Origin of the sequence: Pseudomonas capeferrum (genome assembly GCF_000731675.1) — a bacterium.
In the GTDB taxonomy this organism is placed as follows: domain Bacteria; phylum Pseudomonadota; class Gammaproteobacteria; order Pseudomonadales; family Pseudomonadaceae; genus Aquipseudomonas; species Aquipseudomonas capeferrum.
In genome coordinates this window covers 169833-194742 of the sequence record NZ_JMIT01000001.1, presented here as the reverse complement: position 1 = coordinate 194742, position 24910 = coordinate 169833, and the positions used below count along the sequence as shown (strand labels likewise).

Sequence of the window (24910 nt, the reverse complement as noted above, 5' to 3'; positions counted from 1 at the left end):
GGCGCCATGAAAACACTGATCGATGGTTACTTCCTGGTTCTGAAGACGTTGGTGATCGGGTGCCTTGTCACCATCACCTGCCTGATTTTCACCAATGTCGTGCTGCGCTACGGCTTCAACTCGGGCCTGTTCTTCAGCGAGGAGATTTCGCGCCTGGCCTTCGTCTGGCTGGTGTTCGCCGGCGCCCAACTGATGCTTCACGAACATGGCCACATCGGCGTCGACATCGTTACCCGGCGGGTCTCCCCTAGCGTGGCCAGATGCCTGCTGGCGCTCACTCAAGTGCTGATGCTCTACGTGACCTGGCTGTTCCTTGACGGCAGCTGGAAACAGACCGTGATCAACCTGCATGTAGGCGCCCCCTCCACAGGCATTTCCATGGCCTTGTTCCATGGTGCAGGCCTGGTCTTTTGCATACTCAGCGGCCTGCTGATCTTTACCCAGCTGGTCAGAAACCTCACGGGCACCCTGCCCGCGCACACCCCGGCCGAACCCTCGGCAGCCGAACACGGAGCAGTCGAATAATGGCCCTGTCTGTCTTCGTCGGCGTGCTGATGGCCGCCATCCTGATCGGCGCCCCCATCGCTTACGCCCTGATCCTCTGCGGCGTTGCCTTGATGTGGCTGCTGGGCCTGTTCGATGGCCAGATCATCGCGCAGAACATCATCAACTCTGCAGGCAGCTTCCCCCTGCTGGCCATTCCGCTGTTCATCATCGCTGGCGAGGTCATGAACAGCGGTGGCTTGTCCAAGCGCATCATCAACCTGGCCATCACCTTGGTCGGCCACCTGCGCGGCGGGCTCGGCTACGTCACCATCTTCGCTGGCGTGCTGCTGTCCAGCCTGTCCGGTTCGGCACTGGCGGACGCGGCCTCGCTGACCGCGCTGCTGCTGCCGATGATGGTCATCGCCGGCTACAACCGCGACCGCTCCGGCGGCCTGATCGCCTCGGTCTCGGTGCTCGGTTCGATCATCCCGCCCAGTATCGGGTTCGTCGTGCTGGGGGTGGCTTCCGGCCTGTCGATCACCAAGCTGTTCCTTGCCGGCATTGCCCCGGGGCTGATGATCGCCGCCGCCCTGGTCGTGGCCTGGTGGCTGATGTCGCGGCGCAATACCGAGGTCGAGCTGAGCCCAAAGGCCAGTGCCAAGCAGCGCCTCAAGGCCTTGGTCGACAGCTTCTGGGCATTGATGCTGCCGGTTATCATCGTGGTAGGCCTGCGCTTTGGCGTGGTCACCCCCACCGAGGCCGGTGCGGTTGCCAGCGTCTATGCCCTGCTGGTGTCGTCGTTGATCTACCGCGAACTCAGCCTCAAGTCGCTCAATGACCTGCTGCTGCGCGCCGGCAAGACCACCGCCGCCGTGATGTTCCTGGTCGCCGCTGCCTCGATACCCGCCTGGATGATCACCATCGCCGACATCCCGGGGCAGATCATCGACCTGATCCAGCCAGTGATGGACAACCCACGCTTGCTGATCGTGGTGTTGATGCTGTTGATCCTGGTGATCTCCATGGTCATGGACCTGACGCCGACCGTACTGCTGCTTGCGCCCATCCTGGTGCCGGTAGTAACCGCCGCCAACATCGACCCGATCTATTTCGGCGTGCTGTTCATGATCAATTGCTCGATCGGCCTGATCACCCCACCCGTGGGCACGGTGCTGAACGTCGTGTGCGGCATCGGCAGGATGCGCTACGAGGCGCTGCTCAAGGGCACGTTCCCGTTCCTGATCGCCGAAATCATCGTGCTGTTCCTGCTGGTCATCTTCCCCGAACTGGTCACCGTCCCCGCTCAGTGGTTCGGCCACTGATCCCCTACAACAATAAAAGGCACACACCATGAAGAAGCTCGCCGTCATCGCCGCCCTTTTGCTCTCCAGCAGCCTGAGCATGGCCGCCGATTACAATCCGCGTGTGATCAAGTTCGCCGCCACCAGCCCCAAGGGCACGCCACCGGCCATCGGCATGGAGCTGTTCGCCAAGAAAGTGCAAGAGCGCAGCGATGGCAAGATCAAGGTACGCACCTTCCCTAATGGCGTCCTGGGTGGCGACGTGCAAGTGCTGTCGTCGCTGCAAGGCGGCGTGGTTGAAATGATGACCTGGAACGCCGGGTTGATGATCAACCACGTCACCGACTTCGGCATCCTCGACTTCCCGTTCCTGTACACCGACACCGCCAAGGTCGATGCCATGCTCGATGGCGAAGTGGGCAAGATGCTCACCGACCAGTTGCCCGAAAAGAACCTGGTCGGCCTGGCGTTCTGGGAGCTGGGCGTACGCAACCTGACCAACAATGCGCGCCCGGTGCAAAGCCTTGAAGACATTGCCGGCCTGAAGATCCGCGCGCAGCAATCGCCGCTGTTCCTCGACGTGTGGGCTGCGCTGGGTGCCAACCCCACCCCCCTGCCCTTCACCGAGGTGCACACGGCACTGGAGACCGGCACCGTGGATGGCCAGGAAAACCCGGCGGCGCTGATCTTGGCCTCGCGCTTCAACGAGGTCCAGAAGTACCTGAGCCTGACCCGGCATAACTACAACCCGCAGATTGTGCTGATCAGCAAGACCTTCTGGGACACCCTCAACCGCGATGAGCAGCAACTGCTGACCGAGGTGGCCCAGGAAGTGCGCCTGGAGCAACGCAGGATCTCCCGCGAGGCCGACAGCAAGGCCATCGCCGAACTGCGCAGCGACGGCATGCAGGTCAACGACATGCCGGCCGAAGAGGTCGCGCGGATCCAGGCCAGGATCCGCCCCGTGGTCGACAAGTACGCCGCCCAGATCAACCCCGAACTGGTCAGCAAGGTCTACCAGGCCATGGGCTACCAGGCGCAGTGACATTACCCGCGCCGCCCGCGGCGGCGCCCTTCAATTACCACAAGGACCCGCATGAAAATCTCCGTCGCCCAGATTCATCCCGTGGCCGGCAACCCGGCCCTCACCCTAGAAAAGGTTGCCGAACTGGCACGTCAGACTGCGGCTGAAGGCTCGCGCCTGATCGCCTTTGCCGAATGCCTGATTACCGGTGGCGCCTTCGACAGCCGCGAAGACCTCGAACGCGGCGCCATTACCCTGGATGCCTTGGCACCGCTGCTGCAGGTATCGGCGCAGAGCGGCATCTTGATCGTGGTCGGTTTCTACGAACGGCATGAAGCCTCGGTGTACAACACCGCCGCGCTGATCGGCGCACAGGGCATTATCGGCCTGCACCGCAAACGCCATCTGCCGTTCATGATCGGCGACCGTTTCACCGACCGCCCGAGCGAGTGGGCGCCGCCGGTGTTCGACACCGAGATCGGCCGTATCGGCCTGGCCATCTGCTATGAAATCCGTTTCCCGGAGGTCGTCCGCACGCTGGCGCTCGAAGGCGCCGATATTGTCGTGCTGCCTGCCGCCTGGCCTGAGCAGGCGCGCATGCTGCCGGACATTTTCAGCACCGTGCGCGCGGCCGAGAACATGGTCTATTTCGTCGCGCCCAACCGCAACGACATGGATGAAGGCATGCAGTTCATCGGCACCAGCCACATCATCGAACCCTCCGGCAAGACCTTGGTACGCGCAGGGCTGGAAGACGGTGTGTACAGCGTCGAAATCGACCTGGCCAAGGCTCGCAACAAATCGCTGATACGTGACCCTGGCGTGTTCGAGGTGCACCCGTTCCGCGACCGCCTGCCCGAAACCTATCGCCTCTGATATCAGCCCAAGGCAGACCTTAATCATGAACCCAAACATCACACACACAACGCTGAAGGCGCGCATGGCACGCGGTGCTACCTTCGGCATGAACATTTACAGTACGGCCTGCATGCCCATCGAGGTGGCCGGCAACTGGGGCCTGGACTTCGTCTTCATCGATGCCGAGCACACTGCGCTGGGTGTCGACAGCCACATGGAGAAGCTCTTGCTGGCCGCCAACAGCACGGCCATCCCCTGCCTTGTACGGGTGCGTGGCACGCTGGAGTGGGACATCCGCAAGGCGCTGGAGATGGGCGCTTCGGGCGTGATCGTGCCGCAGGTCCACACGGCGGCGCAGATGCGCGAAATCATCCGCTACAGCAAGTTTCCCCCGCTGGGGCGCCGCGGCGGTGACAGTTCGGTGCGCTCGGCAGGGTTCGCCGGGCCCGGCTTCGACTGGGCCACCTACACCCAGGCCGAAAATACCCGCAGCGTGATCGTGCCGATGGCCGAGAGCTACGAGTTCTTTGACAACATCGATGAAATACTCGACGTGGAGGGCATCGACGCCGTGCACTTCGGCCCTGCCGATTATTCATTGTCGCGACATTTGCCGGTCGACTACCGCCTTGGCAACCCCGAAGTGCTGCAACGCCTTGAGCTGCTGATCGAGAAGTGCCATGCCCGCGCGATCCAGGTCATGGTGCCGTGCTTCCCCGCAGACCAGGCCACCGCGCAGCGCCTCATCGAAATGGGCAGCGACATGCTGTTGATGGGCAGCGACCTGTCCTGGCTCAACCAGGCAGGGCAACAGATCTCGGCCGTTAAACGCGCCGTGGCCTGAACGCCGGCCCGGCCAAGGCGCCTGCGCCGTGGCCGGGCACACCCGGTTTGATCAATCGACCAGAAAATTCTGTTTGACCAAGGTCGCCCGGATGATCGAAACCAAGGTATCAAGCTGCATATCCGGGCGTTCGGTCAAATAAGACAGGCAGAACTTGGCCGGCGGGATCGGCGGATCGCAAGGCAATGTCTTCAACAAATCGACGGCCAGCAGGTCGCGAATCAAGGGTACCGGCAAAATACCTATGGCATGCCCTGCCGCTACCATCTTGGCAATAAAGGCCAGCGAGTTGCTCGAATGAAAGGCATGGCTGACCGAGCCACTTTCCATCAGCCAGCGGTCCACCACTGAATACAGTGTCGAGGGCGCACTGTGGGTGACAATCGAATATTGCCGGGCCTGCTGCGCCAGAAAAGGCCCCGGGGCCACGTCCAGGTGCCGCGCCGCCACCCACTGGAAGGTCATCCAGCCGAGGAACACATCGGTTACATCCTCACGCGTGGCCGGGTTGGTCAGCAGCGCGATGTCGAGTTCGTGGTCGTTCAGCTTGCGGTTGAGCACCGCACCGACATCGATGGAGATCTCCAGGGTGATCTCTGGGAAGTGCGCCTTTATATCGCTGATTACCGCCGTCAGCCCGACCATCGCCGAACATTCGTCCGCGCCCAGGCGCAAGCGCCGGTGCTTTTTCTGCTGCGCGGCAAACTGCTCGAGTTGCGTGCTGTTGTTGAGCACCTGTTCGGCGTGGCGCAAAGCGGTATGGCCATCTGCGGTGAGGCTCATGCGTTGCTTGCTGCGGTCGAACAACTTGACGCTGAGCAGCGATTCCATTTCCTTGATACGCGCCGACACTGCAGGTTGCGTCAGGTGAAGATGACGGGAGGCGGCATGAACGCCCCCGAGGCGGGCGGTCCAGTAGAACGCCTCGATCTGCATCAGCGTGATACGCATGATAAAAACTGCTCCGGTTACTGCTTACGGATTTTTATTATCGACCGTTAAGCGTGCTTGTTAGGATGACCGAAACCCTTCGAAAAAGCATCCGGCCTAATAACAACACCCTATGTATATTATCGAAGCACTGCCCGCCCCGATCAGCGCCGCTGAACTTGAAGTCTTGATCAACGCCGAACCGGCGACCATCGGCCATTTCATTACCCACGGTATTGCCAGCCCGCACATCAAGGCACACTTTCAGAATGTCAGGGCCGTGGGTACCGCGGTGACCGTGAGGATGCCAGGCAACGATGGCGGGATTCTGCATTACGCCATGGGCTGCGTGCGCCCAGGCGACTTTCTGGTGGTGGACCGCTGCGGTGAACGCATGACCGCCGCCCTGGGCGGCGCCATGGCCTACGCCGCCAAGCAGGCTGGCGTGGCGGGGATCATCGTCGACGGCTACGTCACCGACCTGGGCGAAATACGCGAGCATGGTGTGCCAGTGTGGTCACGCGGTGCCAGCGCGATTACCACCCGCGTGATGGGCCTGGAAGGCGAGTTCTGTACCGCCATCCAATGTGGCGGGGGGATTGTCCACCCCGGCGATGCGGTGGTGGCAGACGAAAACGGCATGGTGTTTCTGCGCCCCGGCCAGGTGATCGAAATGGCTCAGCGGGCCATCGACTTCCAGCACAAGGAAAAGCACACGCTGGCACGGCTGGCCAAGGGTGAGAAATTCCCTGATATCGTCGGTTCGCGAACCACCATCGAGGCCGCGTCCCGCCCTCGTTGATCGAACAGCCCCAAAGTAGCTCCCGAACAAGCACAAGAGGACTACCGTGAAACTCAGCTCGCTGCTCATCCCCCTGGCGTTCGGCGCGCTGCTCGGTACCTCGCTGGCGCGCGCGCAAGACTACCCCGTGATGCGCTTCAACGTGGTGGGCGGTGGCAGCCACAACTACACGTTCCGGGCGGTTGAACAGCCGTTCTGGAATCAGACGTTGCCCGCGCGCTCGCAAGGCAGGGTCACCGCGCAACTGCTGGGGTTGTCGGAAAGTGGCCTGAAAGGGCCGGAGATCATTCGCCTGATGCGCTTTGGCGCAGTCGATATCGGCATGGGCGTGTTCGCCTTCGTCGCCGGCGACGATGCCACCTTCGAAGGTGTGGACCTGCCCGGCCTGGCCGATACCATCGACACCGCCCACAGGGTCGCCAACGCCTACAAGCCGGTGCTCGAACAACGCATGGCCGAGCGTCACGGCATCAAGTTGCTGGCCACCGTCCCCTATACCGCGCAGGTCTTCTTTTGCCGCGATGCCGTGCACTCGCTGGCTGACTTGAAGGGCAGGAAAGTGCGCACTCGCGGGCGCAACATGGCCGAGCTGGTCAAGGCCATGGGCGCGGCGCCCGTCACCCTGCCCTTTGCCGAGGTGGTAACCGCCATGCAAACCGGCGTCATCGACTGCGCAATCACCGGCATTGGCTCGGGCAACGCCGCCAAGTGGTACGACGTTGCAGGCTACCTTTACAACCTGCCCGTGGATTGGTCGATCGGCTTCTATGGCATCGGCCTGAAGCGCTGGCAGCAACTGCCGCCCGAGGTACAGCAATTGCTGCAGGTGCAATCGCAAGTGCTGGAGCAGGCCTTGTGGCAAGCGACCGCCAACGAGAACCGTTATGCCCAGGCCTGCAATGTCGGCGGCCCTGACTGCCAGATTCATCACCCCGCACACATGACCGCCTCGGCCCCGACCGCAGCAGAGAAGCAGACCCTGCGCCAGGCCGCACTGACCATTGCCAACGACTGGGGCAAACGCTGCGGCGGACCTTGCGTGGCACGCTGGAATGCCACCGTGGGCGATGCCATCGGCATGCGCCTGGCCCCATGAGTTACCCTGCTTCGGAGACTGCCCACATGCACACCGCCCGCTCAAGCATGGGAGCCATCAGCGCCATTGCCAAGGCCAGTACCTGGGTCGGCGGCTTCGCGCTGCTCACCTGCGCCCTTCTGATCGGCATCGACCTGATCTTGCGCAAGGCCCTGGGTATCTCCATGGGCGGCGCCGACGAAATAGCCGGTTACGTGCTGGCGATCACCAGCGCCTGGGCGTTCCCGGTCACCTTGCTGAAGCGCGCACATATTCGCGTGGACATCCTCTACACCCGCCTTGGCCTGCGCCCCAGGGTCGCGCTCGACCTGTTCGCCCTCGCCTGCATGCTGGTGCTTGCCAGCACATTGGCCTACCACGCGTGGAACGTGCTGTGGGACTCCATCGAATACCGTTCAGTGTCAAACACGCCACTGCAGGTACCACAATGGCTGCCCCAATCACTCTGGTTCGCCGGCTACGTGTTCTTTGCCCTGACCTTGTCGAGCCTGGTGGTCACCTGCACCCGCCACTTGCTGCACGGCCGCTGGCACGCTGTCAGCAAACTGATCGGTATCAACTCGGTCGAGGAGGACATTCAGCAGGAGCGCTACCACGGTAGCCCCGCTGCTGGCACGGAGCAAAAGCCATGCTGAGCCTCACCCTGATCGTGCTGCTCGCACTGCTGGCGCTTAGCGTGGCCGCTGCAGTCAGTGTCGGCCTGCTGGGCATGTCCCTGTCGCAGCTGTTCTCGACATTGCCGTTAAGCAGCGCCATGGGCGAAATTGCCTGGAATACCAGTAGCGAATTCCTTCTGGTGGCGATCCCTTTGTACATCCTGATGGGTGAACTGCTGGTGTGTTCAGGCGTGGCCGGGCGCATGTACCAGGCCGTCGAAAAGTGGCTGTCGTGGCTGCCAGGTGGCTTGATGAATTCGAACATCGGCGCCAGCGCACTGTTCGCCACCACCAGCGGCTCCAGCGTGGCGACTGCGGCCACCCTCTCGACCCTGGCCATCCCCGAGCAGGAACGCAAAGGCTACAACGCGCCGCTGTTTCTCGGCTCGATTGCCGCCGGTGGCACACTGGGCATCCTGATTCCGCCCTCGATCAACATGATCCTGTTTGCCCTTATCGCCAACGTGTCAGTGCCCAAGCTGTACCTGGCCGCGACCGTTCCCAGCATCATCCTGAGCGTGCTGTTTATCGCGTTGATCGTGCTGGCCTGCCTGATTCGGCCACAGCTGGACGGCCGCAAGGCGCCTACGCGCTGGGCCGAGCGCCTGGCCTGCCTCCCTGACCTGTTGCCGCCACTGGCGATCTTCGCCCTGGTGATTGGTTCGATCTACAGCGGCTTCGCCACCGCCAGCGAGTCGGCAGCGCTGGGTGTGCTCAGCGCCTTCGGCCTGGGCCTATGGCGCCGGGCATTCACCTGGCAGAGCCTGGGTCAGGCGTTCGAGGTAACCCTGCGCACCACCGGCATGATCATGCTCATCACCTTGTCGGCGTTCTTTCTCAACTTTGTGCTGGCCTCCATTGGCCTGACCACCACGCTGGTCCATTTTGTCACTGACCTGAACCTTTCCCCCACGGCCACACTGCTGGCGATCATCCTGTTCTACATCGTGCTGGGTTGCTTCATGGACACGCTGGCCATGTTGATCACCACCGCGCCGCTGATCGTGCCGATCATCGTCGCACTGGGCTTCGATCCGTTGTGGTTTGGGGTGGTGTTGATCGTGCTGTGCGAGATGGGCCAGATTACGCCACCGTTCGGCATGAACCTGTTCGTGGTGCAGAGCATTCGTGGCCGGGGCAACTTCATGGACGTGGTGTACGGCGCGCTGCCGTTCTGCCTGGCGTTGCTGGTGCTGATCGCCCTGTTGATCGCCTTTCCACAACTGGCGTTGTGGTTGCCGGCAGCTGTTTAGCGGGCAATAAAAAAGGGCGATCCGTGTGGATCGCCCTTTTTCGATTTGGTAGGCACAATTGGACTCGAACCAACGACCCCCACCATGTCAAGGTGGTTCTCTAACCAACTGAGCTATGTGCCTGTCGTGTGGTGCGCATATTAGTGATCGAATGCGTACCTGTAAAGCTTTTTTTTCAGAAAAATCAAAAACTTTCGGTTTTGACTGGAGGGGCTGCTTCATGCCCCTTTTCGACCGGATCGACGCCCCGGTAGGCCGCCCAATGAAAGAAGGGGCAACCCTTTCGGATTGCCCCTTCTTCGATTTGGTAGGCACAATTGGACTCGAACCAACGCCCCCCACCATGTCAAGGGGGTGCTCTAACCAACTGAGCTATGTGCCTGGCTTGTGGTGCGCATATTAGTGATCGCATGCGTACCTGTAAAGCTTTTTTTTCAGCAAAATCAAACACTTTCGGTTTTGACTGGAGGGGCTGCTTCAGGCCCCTTTTCGACCGGATCGACGCCCCGGTAGGCCGCCCAATGAAAGAAGGGGCATCCCTTTCGGATTGCCCCTTCTTCGCTTTGGTAGGCACAATTGGACTCGGACCAACGACCCCCACCATATCAAGGTGGTGCTCTAACCAACTGAGCTATGTGCCTGGCTTGTGGTGCGCATATTAGTGATCGCATGCGTACCTGTAAAGCTTTTTTTTCAGCAAAATCAAACACTTTCGGTTTTGACTGGAGGGGCTGCTTCAGGCCCCTTTTCGACCGGATCGACGCCCCGGTAGGCCGCCCAATGAAAGAAGGGGCATCCCTTTCGGATTGCCCCTTCTTCGCTTTGGTAGGCACAATTGGACTCGGACCAACGACCCCCACCATATCAAGGTGGTGCTCTAACCAACTGAGCTATGTGCCTGGCTTGTGGTGCGCATATTAGTGATCGCATGCGTACCTGTAAAGCTTTTTTTTCAGCAAAATCAAACACTTTCGGTTTTGACTGGAGGGGCTGCTTCAGGCCCCTTTTCGACCGGATCGACGCCCCGGTAGGCCGCCCAATGAAAGAAGGGGCATCCCTTTCGGATTGCCCCTTCTTCGCTTTGGTAGGCACAATTGGACTCGGACCAACGACCCCCACCATATCAAGGTGGTGCTCTAACCAACTGAGCTATGTGCCTGGCTTGTGGTGCGCATATTAGTGATCGCATGCGTACCTGTAAAGCTTTTTTTTCAGCAAAATCAAACACTTTCGGTTTTGACTGGAGGGGCTGCTTCAGGCCCCTTTTCGACCGGATCGACGCCCCGGTAGGCCGCCCAATGAAAGAAGGGGCATCCCTTTCGGATTGCCCCTTCTTCGCTTTGGTAGGCACAATTGGACTCGGACCAACGACCCCCACCATATCAAGGTGGTGCTCTAACCAACTGAGCTATGTGCCTGGCTTGTGGTGCGCATATTAGTGATCGCATGCGTACCTGTAAAGCTTTTTTTTCAGCAAAATCAAACACTTTCGGTTTTGACTGGAGGGGCTGCTTCAGGCCCCTTTTCGACCGGATCGACGCCCCGGTAGGCCGCCCAATGAAAGAAGGGGCATCCCTTTCGGATTGCCCCTTCTTCGCTTTGGTAGGCACAATTGGACTCGGACCAACGACCCCCACCATATCAAGGTGGTGCTCTAACCAACTGAGCTATGTGCCTGGCTTGTGGTGCGCATATTAGTGATCGCATGCGTACCTGTAAAGCTTTTTTTTCAGCAAAATCAAACACTTTCGGTTTTGACTGGAGGGGCTGCTTCAGGCCCCTTTTCGACCGGATCGACGCCCCGGTAGGCCGCCCAATGAAAGAAGGGGCATCCCTTTCGGATTGCCCCTTCTTCGCTTTGGTAGGCACAATTGGACTCGGACCAACGACCCCCACCATATCAAGGTGGTGCTCTAACCAACTGAGCTATGTGCCTGGCTTGTGGTGCGCATATTAGTGATCGCATGCGTACCTGTAAAGCTTTTTTTTCAGCAAAATCAAACACTTTCGGTTTTGACTGGAGGGGCTGCTTCAGGCCCCTTTTCGACCGGATCGACGCCCCGGTAGGCCGCCCAATGAAAGAAGGGGCATCCCTTTCGGATTGCCCCTTCTTCGATTTGGTAGGCACAATTGGACTCGAACCAACGACCCCCACCATGTCAAGGTGGTGCTCTAACCAACTGAGCTATGTGCCTGTCGTGTGGTGCGCATTCTACGCATTCCGAAAACCATGTCAACACTTTTTTTCGCGCTAACTTACTGAATCTTAACCTCTTTATAGGAAAGCTTCGGCGACGGCCGGGTAAAGGATTTTCAACGGACGACTAGCGGGTGTTTATTATTATTGATAGCATCGCTACATTCGTTAAAAATATAACACACGAGGTTTCTCGAGCATGGCCAACACCCCCTACCCCCAGTCCTACTACGCCGCCTCGGCTAACCCGGTGCCGCCACGTCCGGCGCTGCAGGGTGAGGTGGAAACCGATGTGTGCATCATCGGTGCCGGCTACACCGGCCTGTCCAGCGCCTTGTTCCTGCTGGAAAACGGCTTCAAGGTCAGCATCGTCGAAGCCGCCAAGGTTGGTTTTGGCGCGTCCGGCCGCAACGGCGGCCAGATCGTCAACAGCTACAGCCGTGACATCGACGTGATCGAGCGCACCGTCGGCCCAAAGCAGGCACAACTGCTGGGCCAGATGGCATTCGAAGGTGGCCGCATCATTCGTGAGCGTGTCGCCAAGTACAATATCCAGTGCGACCTGAAAGACGGTGGCGTGTTCGCAGCCATCACCCCTAAACAGATGGGCCACCTGGAGTCGCAAAAGCGCCTGTGGGAACGCTTTGGCCACAACCAGCTCGAGCTGATGGACCAGAAGCGCATCCGTGAAGTAGTCGCATGCGACAGCTACATTGGCGGCATGCTGGACATGAGCGGCGGCCACATCCACCCGCTTAACCTGGCCCTGGGCGAAGCGGCCGCGGTAGAGTCGCTGGGCGGCATCATCTATGAGCAGACCCCGGCCATCCGTATCGAGCGTGGCGCCAACCCGGTCGTGCACACACCGCAAGGCAAGGTGCGCGCCAAGTTCATCATCGTCGCCGGTAACGCCTACCTGGGCAACCTGGTGCCAGAGCTGGCCGCCAAGTCCATGCCGTGCGGCACCCAGGTGATCACCACCGAGCCCCTGAGCGATGACCTGGCACGTACCCTGCTGCCGCAGGATTACTGTGTCGAAGACTGCAACTACTTGCTCGACTACTACCGCCTGACCAGCGACAAGCGCCTGATCTTCGGCGGCGGCGTGGTCTACGGCGCGCGTGACCCGGCGAACATCGAGGCAATCATCCGTCCGAAGATGCTCAAGGCCTTCCCGCAGTTGCAGAACGTGAAGATCGATTACGCCTGGACCGGCAACTTCCTGCTGACCCTGTCGCGCCTGCCGCAGGTTGGCCGCATCGGCGACAACATCTATTACTCCCAGGGCTGCTCGGGCCACGGCGTCACCTACACGCACCTGGCAGGCAAGGTGCTGGCCGAGGCGCTGCGTGGCCAGGCCGAGCGTTTCGATGCGTTCGCAGGCCTGCCGCACTACCCGTTCCCGGGTGGCCAGATGCTGCGTGTGCCATTCAGCGCCATCGGTGCCTGGTACTACAGCCTGCGTGACCGCCTGGGCTTCTGATTGATGCCTCGGTAACCTGGCACCGGCCTCTTCAAAAGGCCGGTGTACGTTTACCGCCCCAGGCTGTTCACGGCCTGCTTCGCGGCAATTTCCTGCCCTGCCCGGGCCAGTTCGTCGGCCGCCTGCAACCAGCGTTGCCGGTCTACCTGGGCGGGCAGTTGCCGCGGCGGTTGCACCAGCACCGCCCAACTGCCCTGCTTGGCCCAGGCCGAAGCAAAATCATCGAAGGCCATCAGTTGCCTGCGGTGCATGCCTGAGCGCAACAGTACCCGCTGCTTGTAGCGGTCATAACCGATCAGCACCGCGTAGCGTGGCTCGCTCCACCAGGCTGAACCCTCCTCGTAACGCAGCAAAACCGGGTTGCCCGCCGCCACCTGCGTCAACAAGGCATCCATTTGCTTGTCCAGTGCGTACACCACCATGCCGTAGTCACGCGCCACGCGGGGGATGCTGGTGTCCAGCGTTTCGGCGCCCTGGGGCAGGTTCAATGGCTTGTCCAGCAGGCCTGGCGTGATCGGCGCCCCCTGCTGCGAAAGCAGCGCTGCCAGGGCCATGGCGCCGCTGTGGTTGGCATTGCCACGGTAAAACGGCACGCTGCTGATCTCGACCCGCTGCGGCAGGCCTTTCAGGTTCGCGGGCGGTGCGCTGGCACAACCGGCCAGGCTGGCCGCCATCAGGCAGGCCAGCAGCAGCCGACGGGGGGCTGAGGCCAGCGGTTTGAAGGAAACTTGCTCCATGGGCACTCGCTTGTTCCGATGCCAGGCAGGCAGCGCCCGGCTCTGGGCTCAGATCATAGGGCCCACAGGTGCGCGGGTATAGTCCGACACAGGCTTGTAGCCAATCGGACCAAGCAATAGACCTTTGATCAATGGAACGTCACACGGGTCGAGCTAGACTAAAGCAGTGTCTGTAAGGCGAGCCCTGGCTGACAGCGCGCTTGCCCGAGAGAAGGAGGCACACATGAGCCTGACCCTGGCAATCCTCATGCTGGTAGGTATGTGGCTGAGCGTCGCAGCCGCCATGCTGTGGGGTGTACTGCGTATCGTGCGGCGTCATTCCCATCATCACTCCCTGCCCCCGCAGGGCCTGGCCAAACCTCAGGTTGGGCACAGGGTACGGCGGCAAGTGGAGGCGCATTAAACTCACGCTTTTGTGATGGTCCATTCGCGGGGCCCACCCCTGGCTTCAAGGCCAGCGGTGGGCCTGCGCCTTTTACATCAACCTTCTGCCGCTTCGCGCTTGAGCCGCGCCCGACGGGCCATGATGTTGAGGACCTCGATCAAGGTCGAGAAGGCCATCGCTGCGTACACATACCCTTTCGGTACATGAGCCCCCATGCCTTCGGCGATCAGGGTCATGCCGATCATGATCAGGAAGCCCAGGGCCAGCATCACCACGGTCGGGTTGTCATTGATGAACTTGGCCAGCGGGTCGGCCGCCACCAGCATTACGATCACGGCAGCGATCACGGCAATGATCATGATCGGCAAGTGCTCGGTCATACCCACGGCGGTAATGATGCTGTCGATCGAGAAGACGATATCCAGCAGCAGGATCTGGCCAATGGCTGCGGCAAAACCCAAGGTGATGGTGGAACCGGCCTTGGACTCTTCCTTGGCACCATGCGGGTCGACGTTCTCGTGGATTTCCTTGGTGGCCTTCCACAGCAGGAATAAGCCACCTGCGATCAGAATCATGTCCTTCCACGAGAAGCTGTGGCCGAACACATCGATCACCGGCTCGGTCAATTGCACGATCCAGGCCACGGTGCTGAGCAGCGCCAGGCGCATGACCAGGGCCATGCTGATACCAATGCGCCGCGCCTTGGAACGGTATTCCATGGGTAGCTTGTTGGTCAGGATGGAGATGAAGATCAGGTTGTCGATGCCGAGCACGATCTCCATGGCCACCAAGGTGGCGAGGGCGACCCAGGCGGTCGGGCTTGCGGCGAGTTCCAGCAAATATTCCATTTAATCAATCCTGCATCGGGTCTTGGGGTCAGATGTCCTGGGTCTTTTCGTGCTTTTCAGCATCTTTGGGCGGCTGGCCTTCGCTGCCGATGGCATCGCTCAGGGCCTGCTGGGCCGCTTCGTTGGTCTTGTCGATGGCCTGCTTGGCCGACTGGGCGGCCTGGTCGAGCATCTGCTGGGCAGATTTTTCAGCCTGATCGCAGCCGGCCAGGGTGAACAGGGCCAGGGCCAGCACCAAAGGCGTGCCAATGGATTTAAGCTGCAACATGGGTTCCTCGCTTGTCGATATTCCGGCGGCGCGCAACGCGCCTCATGGAGTCGCATTCTAGAGAGGCGAATACATCAGGAAAATTCGTATTTTCAGCGGTTATACTTCGGTTTTTACGAATCGAGAAATACACCGATGCTCAACTATCGCCAGTTGCACTACTTCTGGGCCGTGGCCAAGACCGGCAGCATCGCGCGTGCCAGCGAGCAGTTGAACCTCACCCCGCAGACCATCAGCGGGCAGATCAGCCTGTTCGAGCAGACGTATGGCCTTGAATTGTTCCAGCGAGTCGGTCGGCAGTTGGAGCTGACCGAGACCGGCCGCCAGACGTTGGTGTATGCCGAGCAGATGTTCCAACTCGGCGGCGAGCTGGAAGCCATGCTGCGCGCCGGTCCGCAAGAGCAGATTCTGTTTCGCGTGGGGGTGGCCGACGTTGTCCCCAAATCCATCGTCTATCGCCTGCTGGCGCCGACCATGGAGCTGGACGAGGTGCTGCGCATCAATTGCCGGGAAGACAAACTCGAGCGGCTGCTGGCGGACCTGGCGATTCAGCGCCTGGACCTGGTCATTTCCGACAGCCCGATGCCCAACCACCTGGATATCAAGGGCTACAGCCAGAAGCTCGGCGAGTGTGGCCTGAGTTTCTTCGCCACCCAGGCGTTGGCGCAACGCCTTGCCGGCCCCTTCCCTGCCTGCCTCGACGATGCACCGCTGTTGATTCCGGGCCAGGAGACCGTGGTGCGCAGCCGTTTGCTGCGCTGGCTGGGGGAACAGCAGGTACAGCCGCGGATCGTTGGCGAGTTCGACGACAGCGCCTTGATGCAGGCGTTTGGCCAATCGGGCAGCGGCATTTTCGTGGCGCCCAGCGTGATCGCCGAGGAAGTGTGCCGCCAGTATGGCGTGCAACTGATCGGGCAGACCGAAGCGGTGCATGAGTCGTTCTATGCCATTTCGGTGGAGCGCAAGGTCAAGCACCCAGGGATCGTCGCCATTACCGAGGGGGCGCGACGGGAGTTGTTCCACTGGTGATGTGCTCGCCGCTTCGCGCGTGAACCCTGAAGACCGCGAACCTGCCCGACAAAGGTCTATGGTAAAGTCTCGCCCTTTTTGAACATGCCGGGATATCGCTGCATATGACCCCCTTCTTCCGCCTTCTCAACCGCACCAGCCTGGTGACGCAGATCGTCATCGGCCTGCTGGCCGGCATCGCCCTGGCGCTGCTCGCACCCGACGTCGCCCGCGACCTGGCGTTCCTCGGCAAGGTGTTCGTCAGCGCCCTCAAGGCAGTGGCACCCATTCTGGTGTTCATTCTGGTCATGGCCTCGATCGCCAACCACCGCCACGGCCAGGAAACCCACATACGGCCGATCCTGTGGCTGTACCTGCTGGGCACCTTCGCCGCAGCGGTGGTGGCCGTGGTCGCCAGCATGCTGTTCCCGTCCCACCTGGTGCTGAGTGCCGGCGACGCCACGCTGAGTGCGCCGGGCGGTATCACCGAGGTCCTGCAAAACCTGCTGCTGAGCGCGGTCGACAACCCGGTCAACGCCTTGCTCAATGCCAACTTCATTGGCGTGCTGACCTGGGCGATTGGCCTGGGCGTGGCCCTGCGCCATGCCGGCGAAACCACCCGCACTGTGGTCGAGGACCTGTCCAACGGGGTTACCTTGATCGTGCGCGTGGTCATCCGCTTCGCCCCGCTGGGCATCTTCGGCCTGGTCAGTGCCACCCTCGCCCAGTCGGGCCTCGATGCCCTGTTCGGCTATCTGCACCTGCTGGCCGTGCTGATCGGCTGCATGCTGTTTGTGGCCCTGGTGATGAACCCGCTGATCGTGTTCTGGAAGATTCGCCGCAACCCGTACCCGCTGACCCTGCTGTGCCTCCGCGAGAGCGGTATCACGGCGTTCTTCACCCGCAGCTCGGCGGCCAACATCCCGGTCAACCTGGCCCTGTCGGAGCGTCTTGGCCTGCATGAAGACACCTATTCGGTGTCGATCCCGCTGGGCGCGACCATCAACATGGCGGGCGCAGCGATCACCATCACCGTACTGACACTGGCCGCTGTGCATACCCTGGGTATCCCGGTCGACCTGCCGACTGCCGTGCTGCTCAGCGTGGTGGCGGCTGTCTGTGCGTGCGGCGCCTCGGGCGTGGCAGGTGGTTCGCTGTTGTTGATCCCGCTGGCGTGCAGCCTGTTCGGCATCCCCAGCGAGATTGCCATGCAGGTGGTGGCGGTGGGCTTCATCATTGGTGTGCTGCAGGACTCGGCGGAGACTGCGCTGAACTCGTCGACCGACGTGCTGTTCACCGCGGCGGCGTGCCAGGCTGAGGAACGACGCGGGGCGTGAGGCTGTCGGGGCCGTGTTGCGGCCCCAATTGCCTTAATCAACGGCTTTACCTACGCTAGTGGCCTTTTCCTCGCAATGAGACAGGGCCATGTCCGAACACGAAACCGTAGGTGAAGGCCGTTTCAACAGCACCGAGATCCGCATTCTCGGCTCGCTGATCGAAAAGCAGGCCACCAGCCCGGAAAGCTACCCACTGACCCTCAATGCCCTGGTCCTGGCCTGCAACCAGAAGACCAGCCGGGAACCGGTGATGAACCTCACCCAAGGCCAGGTCGGCCAGGCCCTGCGGGCGCTCGAAGGCCAAGGCATGACCCGCTTGCAGATGGGCAGCCGCGCCGACCGCTGGGAGCAGCGGGTGGACAAGGCCCTGGAATTGGTGCCGGCGCAACTGGTGCTGATGGGCCTGATGTTCTTGCGCGGCCCGCAAACCCTCAACGAGTTGCTCAGCCGCAGCAACCGCCTGCATGAATTCGATGACACCGAGCAGATCCAGCACCAGCTGGAACGCCTGATTTCAAGGGACCTTGCCCTGCACCTGCCGCGCCAGGCAGGCCAGCGCGAAGACCGCTATACCCATGCATTGGGCGACCCGGCAGAAATCGAAGCGATCATGGCCGCACGCCAACAGGAAGGCGGTGCCCGCAGCAGCGGTGGCAGTGTTTCGGAAGAGCGCATGGAGGCCTTGGAAGCCCGGATTGCAGCGCTGGAGGCGCGCCTGGCCGAACTCGAAGGCTGAGCCATTAGTGCTCGGGGTCGGGGAAATTGCGACAGCTCTTGCGCTCAGCCAGCTCCCGCTCACTGGGGCGCTGGTCGACGAACACGGTGCGGCCGTCGGCGTAGATTTCGAGGAAGCCCCAGTGCAGGTCCTGCTCTTTCTGCCCGGGCTTGGATGGCACTAGCCACCAGGGTTCGCGGCTGATCAGGGTCATGGTGAGCTTCCTGAGGGTGTCTGGGGTAATGATAGACACCCTCAGGCTGCTGCTGACTTACGCCGGGGCCGAAGCCCGAATCAGGTGATCGAAGGCCGCCAGCGAAGCCTTGGCGCCCTCACCCACGGCAATGACGATCTGCTTGTACGGCACGGTGGTCACATCACCCGCGGCAAACACGCCGGGGATGTTGGTCGCGCCCTTGGCATCGACAATGATCTCGCCACGCGGCGACAGTTCGACGGTGCCTTTGAGCCAGTCGGTATTGGGCAACAGGCCGATCTGCACGAAGATGCCTTCCAGCGCCAGGTCATGCAGCTCATCGCTGGCGCGATCCTTGTAGCGCAACCCCGTCACCTTCTCACCATCGCCGACCACTTCGGTGGTCAGTGCGCGGGTGATCACCTTGACGTTCGGCAGGCTGTGCAGCTTGCGTTGCAACACGGCGTCGGCACGCAACTGGCTGTCGAACTCGATCAGGGTCACCTGGGCGACGATGCCCGCCAAATCGATGGCCGCTTCCACGCCCGAGTTGCCGCCGCCGATCACCGCCACACGCTTGCCCTTGAACAGTGGGCCATCACAGTGCGGGCAGTAAGCCACGCCCCGGGCACGGTATTGCTGCTCGCCCGGCACGTTCATTTCGCGCCAGCGTGCACCGGTGGCCAGGATCACGGTCTTGGCCTTGAGCGACGCACCGCCCGCCAGACGCACTTCGTGCAGGCCGCCATCGGTGGCCGGGATCAGCGCTTCACCGCGCTGCAGGTTCATGATGTCGACGTCGTACTGCTTGACGTGTTCTTCCAGCGCAGTGGCCAGTTTCGGCCCTTCGGTTTCCTGCACCGAGATAAAGTTCTCGATGGCCAGGGTGTCGAGCACCTGGCCGCCGAAACGCTCGGCGGCAACACCGGTACGGATACCTTTACGCGCGGCATAGATCGCGGCCGCAGCGCCGGCCGGGCCACCGCCGACGATCAGTACATCGAAAGCGTCCTTGGCGTTGATCTTTTCGGCCTGGCGGCTGCCGGCACTGGTGTCGATCTTGCCCAGAATCTCTTCCAGGCCCATGCGGCCCTGGCCGAACACTTCACCGTTCAGGTAGATGCTCGGCACCGCCATGACTTTGCGCGATTCGACTTCATCCTGGAACAGCGCGCCGTCAATGGCCACGTGGCGCACGTTGGGGTTGAGCACCGCCATCAGGTTCAGCGCCTGGACCACGTCCGGGCAGTTCTGGCACGACAGCGAGAAGTAGGTTTCAAAGGTGAATTCGCCTTGCAGCCCTTGGATCTGCTCGATCACTTCGGCGCTGGCCTTGGACGGGTGGCCACCGACTTGCAGCAGCGCCAGCACCAGGGAGGTGAATTCATGGCCCATGGGGATGCCGGCGAAACGCAGGCTGATGTCAGCCCCAGGGCGATTGAGCGAGAACGATGGACGACGAGCGTCGGTCCCGTCCGCGCGCAGGGTAATCAGGTTCGACAGGCCGGCGATTTCCACCAGCAGGTCGTGCAATTCGCGGGATTTCGCGCCGTCGTCGAGGGAAGCAACGATCTCGATCGGCTGGGTGACCCGCTCCAGGTAGGTTTTCAGTTGCGATTTAAGCGTGGCGTCCAACATACGGGCGATTCCTTTTTCAATCTTCAGATACAAAAACGCCCAGGCAACAGCGCCCGGGCGTTTGGCGGGGCGGTAAGTACTTCAGCTTTGGCGGCTGCTTACCGCCCTCGACTGGCGCATAACGTCTATTCGTTCGTGAAGTGCCGAGCGGCGATCAGTTTCAACGCAGCATGATCGTCGCGCAGGCACTTATTGGACGACGATTAGATCTTGCCGACCAGGTCCAGGGATGGCGCCAGGGTAGCCTCGCCTTCTTTCCACTTGGCCGGGCAGACTTCGCCTGGGTGGGCAGCGACGTACTGGGCAGCCTTGACCTTGCGCAGCAGTTCGCTGGCATCACGGCCTACACCACCGTCGTTGATTTCGACGATCTTGATCTGGCCTTCCGGGTTAATCACGAAGGTACCGCGATCGGCCAGGCCGGCTTCTTCGATCAGCACGTCGAAGTTGCGCGAGATGACGTGGGTCGGGTCACCGATCAGCGGGTACTTGATCTTGCCGATGGTTTCCGAAGTGTCGTGCCAGGCTTTGTGGGTGAAGTGGGTGTCGGTGGACACGCCGTAGATTTCCACGCCGAGCTTCTGGAACTCTGCGTAGTTGTCAGCAAGGTCACCCAGCTCGGTCGGGCAAACGAAGGTGAAGTCGGCCGGGTAGAAGAACACGACAGACCACTTGCCTTTCAGGTCGGCTTCGCTTACCTGAACGAATTCGCCGTTGTGGAAGGCGGTGGCGTTGAACGGTTTGACCTGGCTGTTGATGATAGGCATGAGAGACGCTCCTTCATGGGGTTGAAATCAGTTGACGGAGAGAATCCTAACCGCTGGTCGCCAGAAAGGCTCATTGGCAAACCTGATGCTGACGATTGGTTTTGGCTATAACCAGGGTTTATTAATAGAAGAGATAGCGCTGAGCGGCGGTTGCTTTGTGTAGGAGCGGCCTTGCGTCGCGATGGGCGGCGAAGCGGCCCCAGGATTTCGGCGTCGAAACACAGATCCTGGGGCCGCTTCGCCGCCCATCGCGACGCAAGGCCGCTCCTACAAAGGCCAGAGGTGCTTTTAGCGGGTAACGGTGCGCATCGTCACGAATTCTTCAGCCGCGGTCGGGTGCACGCCGATGGTCTCGTCAAACTGCTGCTTGGTCGCGCCCGCCTTCAGCGCAATCCCCAGGCCCTGCACGATATCGCCGGCATCCGGCCCGACCATGTGGCAGCCCAGCACCTTGTCGGTCTCGGCATCGACCACCAGCTTCATCAGGGTCTTTTCCTGGATGTCGGTCAAGGTCAGCTTCATGGCCCGGAAACGGCTCTCGAAGATCTGCACCTTATGGCCGGCCTCCAGCGCCTGTTCCTCGGTGAGGCCAACGGTACCGATCGGCGGCTGGCTGAACACCGCAGTGGGGATGTTCTGGTAGTCCACCGGGCGGTACTGCTCGGGCTTGAACAAGCGCCGCGCAACGGCCATGCCTTCGGCCAGCGCCACTGGGGTGAGCTGCACGCGACCGATCACATCGCCAATGGCCAGAATCGACGGCGCGGTGGTCTGGTACTGCTCATCGACGCGAATGTAGCCCCGTGCATCCAGCTCGACGCCCGTGTTCTCCAGGCCCAAATTGTCGAGCATCGGACGCCGCCCAGTGGCGTAGAACACACAGTCGGCAACCAGCTCGCGGCCATCCTTGAGGGTGGCCTTGAGGCTGCCGTCGTCCAGCTGGTCGATGCGCTGGATATCCGCGTTGAACTGCAGATCGAGGCCGCGTTTTTCCAGCTCTTCCTTCAAGTGCGTGCGCACCGAACCATCAAACCCGCGCAGGAACAGATCGCCCCGGTACAGCAAACTGGTATCGGCCCCCAGCCCCTGGAAGATGCCGGCAAACTCGACGGCGATGTAGCCACCGCCCACCACCAACACGCGGCGCGGCAACGCCTTGAGGTAGAACGCTTCGTTGGAAGTGATGGCCAGTTCCTTGCCAGGGATGTCCGGCACCTGCGGCCAGCCGCCGGTGGCGATGAGGATGTGCTCGGCGGTATAGCGCTGGCCGTCGACTTCCACCTCGTTGGCGCCAGTCAGGCGTGCATGGCCCTGCAACAGGGTCACCCCGCTGTTGACCAGCAGGTTGCGGTAGATACCGTTGAGGCGCTCGATCTCCCGGTTTTTGTTGGCAATCAGGGTGCCCCAGTCGAAATGCCCTTCTTCCAGGGTCCAGCCGAAGCCTGCGGCCTGCTCCAGCTCGTCTGCGACATGCGCGCCATACACCAGCAGTTTTTTCGGCACACAGCCGACGTTGACGCAGGTACCGCCCAGGTAGCGGCTTTCGGCTACCGCCACCTTCGCGCCGAAGCCCGCGGCAAAACGCGCTGCGCGCACACCGCCGGACCCGGCACCAATCACGAACAGATCAAAATCGTAGGCCATTTATTCAGTCTCCTAGGCTGGCGCCCAGCATACCGCCGTTGGCCGCCGCAAACAAAAAAGCCACCCCGAGGGGTGGCTTGCAGACCAGCGGGGCTTATCAGTAAGCCTTGCCAGTCTTGTAGTAGTTCTCGAAGCAGAAGTTGGTCGCGTCGATGTAGCCTTCGGCGCCACCGCAGTCGAAACGCTTGCCCTTGAACTTGTAGGCAATCACGCAGCCATCTTTGGCCTGCTGCAGCAGGGCGTCAGTGATCTGGATTTCGCCGCCTTTGCCCGGCTCGGTATTGGCGATGATATCGAAGATGTCCGGGGTCAGGATGTAGCGGCCGATGATCGCCAGGTTCGAAGGCGCGTCTTCCGGTGCAGGCTTTTCGACCATGTTGGTGACACGGTAGATGTCGTCGCGGATCATCTCACCGGCGATCACACCGTACTTGTTGGTTTCCTGCGGGTCGACTTCCTGGATGGCGACGATCGAGCAGCGGTACTGCTTGAACAGTTTGACCATCTGGGTCAGTACGCCGTCACCTTCCGGGTTGACGCACAGGTCGTCAGCCAGCACCACCGCGAACGGTTCGTCACCGATAAGCGGGCGGCCGGTGAGGATCGCGTGGCCCAGGCCCTTCATCTCGGTCTGACGGGTGTAGGAGAAGGAGCACTCGTTGAGCAGACGACGGATACCGACCAGGTACTTTTCCTTGTCGGTGCCCTTGATCTGGTTTTCCAGCTCGTAGCTGATGTCGAAGTGGTCTTCCAGGGCACGCTTGCCACGGCCGGTCACAATGGAGATCTCGTTCAGGCCGGCATCCAGCGCTTCTTCAACGCCATACTGGATCAGTGGCTTGTTGACCACCGGCAGCATTTCCTTGGGCATGGCTTTGGTAGCGGGCAGGAAGCGGGTGCCGTAACCGGCGGCCGGGAACAAGCATTTCTTGATCATATACGTCCTTAAACAAAGGCTAGGCCTGTGGAATTCGGCGCAGTCTAATCAGGCGGCAGTCACCTTACAATGCCCCGCCTGAGGCCGACCGATGCCATGATAGAGATAACCCAGTGTAGATAGTTCCAAGGGATCGTAAATATTGCGCCCATCAAATAGCACTGGCATACGCATAAGCCCCCGCACACGCACGAAATCCGGCTGCCGAAACTGCTTCCATTCGGTCACCAGCACCAGGGCGTCTGCGCCCTCGACACAGGCGTAAGGGTCTTCGCTCAGGCGCAACTGACCGCTGGCCACGGCCTGCGGATAACGCCCCTGCATGCCGCCAAGTGCCACCGGGTCGCAGGCCTGTACCCGGGCCCCCGCCGCAAGCAACGCATCGATCAGCACCAGACTGGGCGCCTCGCGAAGGTCGTCAGTGCCCGGTTTGAAGGCCAGCCCCCAGAGCGCGACGCTACGCCCACGCATGAAGCCGCCAAAGTGCTGGTGCAGCGCCTTGAACAGCAAGGTCTTCTGTTCGTCGTTGCGTGCCTGCACCGCCTGCAAAATCGCGGCCTGGTAGCCCTGCTGCTCGGCAGTGCGAAGCAGGGCCCGGACATCCTTGGGGAAGCACGAACCGCCGTAGCCACACCCGGCATAGATAAAATGGCTGCCGATGCGCCGATCACTGCCGATGCCCCGGCGCACCTGCTCGATGTCCACATCCAGCTGTGCGCAAAGCCCCGCCAGCTCATTGATGAAGGAAATCTTGGTGGCCAGAAAGGCGTTGGCGGCGTATTTGCTGAACTCGGCGGCGCGGGGCGCCATCAACAGAATGCGTTCGCAGTTACGCACAAAGGGTGCATACAGCCGCTGCAGGCACTGGCCGGCCGCCGCACTGTCGCTGCCGATAATGATGCGGTCGGGGCGCATGAAGTCATCGATGGCGCTGCCCTCCTTGAGAAACTCGGGGTTGCTCGCCACCTCGACAGCAAAGCCTGCGCCACGCGCGCGCAAACCGACTGCAATGTGCCGGGCCACCCGCTCTGCAGTACCTACCGGTACTGTCGACTTGTTCACCACCAGGCCTGGGCGTGTCAGGTGGCGCCCCAGGCTGTCGGCAACGCCCAGCACATGCTGCAGATCGGCCGAACCGTCCTCCTGGCTGGGCGTGCCCACGGCGATAAACACCACCTCGGCACTGGCCAGCGCCTGCTGCCAATCATCGCTGAACAGCAGGCGGCCCGCCTGCATGCCGCTATGCAAGAGTGCCGGCAGGCCTGGCTCGTGGATCGGGCTCTGGCCCTGGCGCAACTGCATCAAGCGCTGCGGATCACGTTCCAGGCAGGTCACCCGGTTGCCCATTTCGGCAAAACAGGCCGCCGTTACCAAGCCGACATACCCCGCCCCGATCACACAGAGTTCCATGGCCGCGCTCCTTGAGGATGATGGCGGTCATTGCAACCCGAAGGTGGTTGCAGGGCGGTGACGGGCAGATGACAAAAGAAGGCGGCCGGC

General features: G+C 61.3%; 24 protein-coding genes and 9 tRNA genes. 14 read left to right on the top strand and 19 right to left on the bottom strand.

Annotation, left to right across the window (positions count from 1 at the left end):
* Nucleotides 1–6: 6 nt before the first annotated feature.
* Genes PC358_RS00995 through PC358_RS00975 form a run of 5 tightly spaced genes read left to right on the top strand, consistent with a single transcriptional unit; the run spans nt 7 to nt 4513 of the window.
* Nucleotides 7–525 (top strand): TRAP transporter small permease, encoded by a 519-nt coding sequence (locus PC358_RS00995; RefSeq protein ID WP_033696880.1) that lies wholly within the window; start codon nt 7–9, stop codon nt 523–525.
* The gene (locus tag PC358_RS00990) at nt 525–1808 is read left to right on the top strand and encodes a TRAP transporter large permease subunit (protein ID WP_033696879.1); all 1284 of its coding nucleotides are present in this window, start codon (nt 525–527) and stop codon (nt 1806–1808) included. The genes PC358_RS00995 and PC358_RS00990 overlap by 1 nt, the downstream gene beginning before the upstream one ends.
* Nucleotides 1809–1836: 28 nt before the next feature.
* Nucleotides 1837–2832 (top strand): TRAP transporter substrate-binding protein, encoded by a 996-nt coding sequence (locus tag PC358_RS00985; protein ID WP_033696877.1) that lies wholly within the window; start codon nt 1837–1839, stop codon nt 2830–2832.
* A gap of 51 nt (nt 2833–2883) precedes the next feature.
* Nucleotides 2884–3687 carry a carbon-nitrogen hydrolase family protein gene (locus PC358_RS00980; protein ID WP_033696876.1) on the top strand — a complete coding sequence of 268 codons (804 nt, stop codon included), beginning with the start codon at nt 2884–2886 and terminating at the stop codon, nt 3685–3687.
* Between the two features lie 25 nt (nt 3688–3712).
* Nucleotides 3713–4513: an HpcH/HpaI aldolase family protein gene (locus tag PC358_RS00975; RefSeq protein ID WP_033696875.1), complete on the top strand. Its 801-nt coding sequence runs from the start codon at nt 3713–3715 to the stop codon at nt 4511–4513.
* Between the two features lie 51 nt (nt 4514–4564).
* Here the strand turns inward: PC358_RS00975 and PC358_RS00970 are convergent, their stop codons facing one another.
* A complete protein-coding gene (locus PC358_RS00970; RefSeq protein WP_033696874.1) occupies nt 4565–5464 on the bottom strand; it encodes a LysR family transcriptional regulator in 900 nt (299 codons plus the stop codon).
* A 112-nt stretch (nt 5465–5576) separates the two neighbouring features.
* On the opposite strand from PC358_RS00970, the gene PC358_RS00965 reads away from it, so the two are divergent.
* From PC358_RS00965 to PC358_RS00950, 4 genes are read left to right on the top strand one after another with little or no spacing between them, the layout of a single operon-like run.
* A complete protein-coding gene (locus PC358_RS00965; protein WP_033696873.1) occupies nt 5577–6245 on the top strand; it encodes an RraA family protein in 669 nt (222 codons plus the stop codon).
* A gap of 46 nt (nt 6246–6291) precedes the next feature.
* Nucleotides 6292–7341 (top strand): TRAP transporter substrate-binding protein, encoded by a 1050-nt coding sequence (locus tag PC358_RS00960; RefSeq protein ID WP_050506021.1) that lies wholly within the window; start codon nt 6292–6294, stop codon nt 7339–7341.
* Between the two features lie 26 nt (nt 7342–7367).
* A complete protein-coding gene (locus PC358_RS00955; RefSeq protein WP_050506094.1) occupies nt 7368–7976 on the top strand; it encodes a TRAP transporter small permease subunit in 609 nt (202 codons plus the stop codon).
* Nucleotides 7970–9250, top strand: a complete 1281-nt coding sequence (locus PC358_RS00950; RefSeq protein ID WP_033696871.1) for a TRAP transporter large permease — start codon at nt 7970–7972, stop codon at nt 9248–9250. Before PC358_RS00955 ends, PC358_RS00950 begins: the two co-directional genes overlap by 7 nt.
* 46 nt (nt 9251–9296) lie before the next feature.
* Here the strand turns inward: PC358_RS00950 and PC358_RS00945 are convergent.
* The 9 genes from PC358_RS00945 to PC358_RS00905 form a co-directional block, all read right to left on the bottom strand.
* Nucleotides 9297–9373: transfer RNA gene (locus tag PC358_RS00945), tRNA-Val, on the bottom strand.
* 182 nt (nt 9374–9555) lie between these two features.
* A tRNA-Val gene (locus PC358_RS00940) sits at nt 9556–9632 on the bottom strand.
* 182 nt (nt 9633–9814) lie between these two features.
* Nucleotides 9815–9891, bottom strand: a tRNA-Ile gene (locus PC358_RS00935).
* Nucleotides 9892–10073: 182 nt separating this feature from the next.
* Nucleotides 10074–10150, bottom strand: a tRNA-Ile gene (locus tag PC358_RS00930).
* A gap of 182 nt (nt 10151–10332) precedes the next feature.
* Nucleotides 10333–10409, bottom strand: a tRNA-Ile gene (locus PC358_RS00925).
* A 182-nt stretch (nt 10410–10591) separates the two neighbouring features.
* Nucleotides 10592–10668 (bottom strand) — tRNA-Ile (locus PC358_RS00920).
* Nucleotides 10669–10850: 182 nt separating this feature from the next.
* Nucleotides 10851–10927 (bottom strand) — tRNA-Ile (locus PC358_RS00915).
* A gap of 182 nt (nt 10928–11109) precedes the next feature.
* A tRNA-Ile gene (locus tag PC358_RS00910) sits at nt 11110–11186 on the bottom strand.
* A 182-nt stretch (nt 11187–11368) separates the two neighbouring features.
* Nucleotides 11369–11445 (bottom strand) — tRNA-Val (locus PC358_RS00905).
* A 201-nt stretch (nt 11446–11646) separates the two neighbouring features.
* Between PC358_RS00905 and PC358_RS00900 the strand changes: the two genes are divergently transcribed.
* Nucleotides 11647–12930 carry an NAD(P)/FAD-dependent oxidoreductase gene (locus PC358_RS00900; protein WP_033696870.1) on the top strand — a complete coding sequence of 428 codons (1284 nt, stop codon included), beginning with the start codon at nt 11647–11649 and terminating at the stop codon, nt 12928–12930.
* A gap of 50 nt (nt 12931–12980) precedes the next feature.
* On the opposite strand, the gene PC358_RS00895 is transcribed toward PC358_RS00900, so the two are convergent.
* Complete coding sequence (locus PC358_RS00895) at nt 12981–13667, bottom strand: peptidase C39 family protein (protein ID WP_033696868.1); 687 nt, start codon at nt 13665–13667, stop codon at nt 12981–12983.
* A 223-nt stretch (nt 13668–13890) separates the two neighbouring features.
* Between PC358_RS00895 and PC358_RS00890 the strand changes: the two genes are divergently transcribed.
* The gene (locus PC358_RS00890) at nt 13891–14070 is read left to right on the top strand and encodes a hypothetical protein (RefSeq protein ID WP_033696866.1); all 180 of its coding nucleotides are present in this window, start codon (nt 13891–13893) and stop codon (nt 14068–14070) included.
* 77 nt (nt 14071–14147) lie between these two features.
* On the opposite strand, the gene PC358_RS00885 is transcribed toward PC358_RS00890, so the two are convergent.
* Nucleotides 14148–14900: a TerC family protein gene (locus PC358_RS00885; protein ID WP_033696865.1), complete on the bottom strand. Its 753-nt coding sequence runs from the start codon at nt 14898–14900 to the stop codon at nt 14148–14150.
* A 28-nt stretch (nt 14901–14928) separates the two neighbouring features.
* Nucleotides 14929–15168, bottom strand: a complete 240-nt coding sequence (locus PC358_RS00880; RefSeq protein ID WP_033696863.1) for a hypothetical protein — start codon at nt 15166–15168, stop codon at nt 14929–14931.
* Nucleotides 15169–15303: 135 nt separating this feature from the next.
* Here PC358_RS00880 and nhaR point away from each other — a divergent pair, with 135 nt between their 5' ends.
* The 3 genes from nhaR to PC358_RS00865 all read left to right on the top strand — a co-directional run bounded on the left by nhaR (nt 15304) and on the right by PC358_RS00865 (nt 18249).
* Entirely contained in the window at nt 15304–16197 is an 894-nt protein-coding gene (gene nhaR, locus PC358_RS00875) for a transcriptional activator NhaR (RefSeq protein WP_033696862.1), read from the top strand.
* Between the two features lie 104 nt (nt 16198–16301).
* Nucleotides 16302–17513: a serine/threonine transporter SstT gene (gene sstT / locus PC358_RS00870; RefSeq protein ID WP_033696861.1), complete on the top strand. Its 1212-nt coding sequence runs from the start codon at nt 16302–16304 to the stop codon at nt 17511–17513.
* A gap of 88 nt (nt 17514–17601) precedes the next feature.
* Entirely contained in the window at nt 17602–18249 is a 648-nt protein-coding gene (locus PC358_RS00865; protein ID WP_033696859.1) for a YceH family protein, read from the top strand.
* A gap of 4 nt (nt 18250–18253) precedes the next feature.
* On the opposite strand, the gene PC358_RS00860 is transcribed toward PC358_RS00865, so the two are convergent.
* From PC358_RS00860 to PC358_RS00835, 6 genes are all read right to left on the bottom strand, one after another.
* Entirely contained in the window at nt 18254–18442 is a 189-nt protein-coding gene (locus tag PC358_RS00860; protein WP_033696858.1) for a hypothetical protein, read from the bottom strand.
* A 57-nt stretch (nt 18443–18499) separates the two neighbouring features.
* Nucleotides 18500–20062, bottom strand: a complete 1563-nt coding sequence (gene ahpF, locus PC358_RS00855; protein ID WP_033696856.1) for an alkyl hydroperoxide reductase subunit F — start codon at nt 20060–20062, stop codon at nt 18500–18502.
* 203 nt (nt 20063–20265) lie between these two features.
* Complete coding sequence (gene ahpC / locus PC358_RS00850; RefSeq protein WP_033696855.1) at nt 20266–20829, bottom strand: alkyl hydroperoxide reductase subunit C; 564 nt, start codon at nt 20827–20829, stop codon at nt 20266–20268.
* A gap of 288 nt (nt 20830–21117) precedes the next feature.
* The gene (gene gorA / locus PC358_RS00845; protein WP_033696853.1) at nt 21118–22473 is read right to left on the bottom strand and encodes a glutathione-disulfide reductase; all 1356 of its coding nucleotides are present in this window, start codon (nt 22471–22473) and stop codon (nt 21118–21120) included.
* A gap of 97 nt (nt 22474–22570) precedes the next feature.
* A complete protein-coding gene (gene galU / locus PC358_RS00840) occupies nt 22571–23410 on the bottom strand; it encodes a UTP--glucose-1-phosphate uridylyltransferase GalU (RefSeq protein ID WP_033696852.1) in 840 nt (279 codons plus the stop codon).
* Between the two features lie 48 nt (nt 23411–23458).
* A complete protein-coding gene (locus PC358_RS00835) occupies nt 23459–24820 on the bottom strand; it encodes a UDP-glucose dehydrogenase family protein (RefSeq protein WP_033696851.1) in 1362 nt (453 codons plus the stop codon).
* Nucleotides 24821–24910 lie beyond the last annotated feature (90 nt).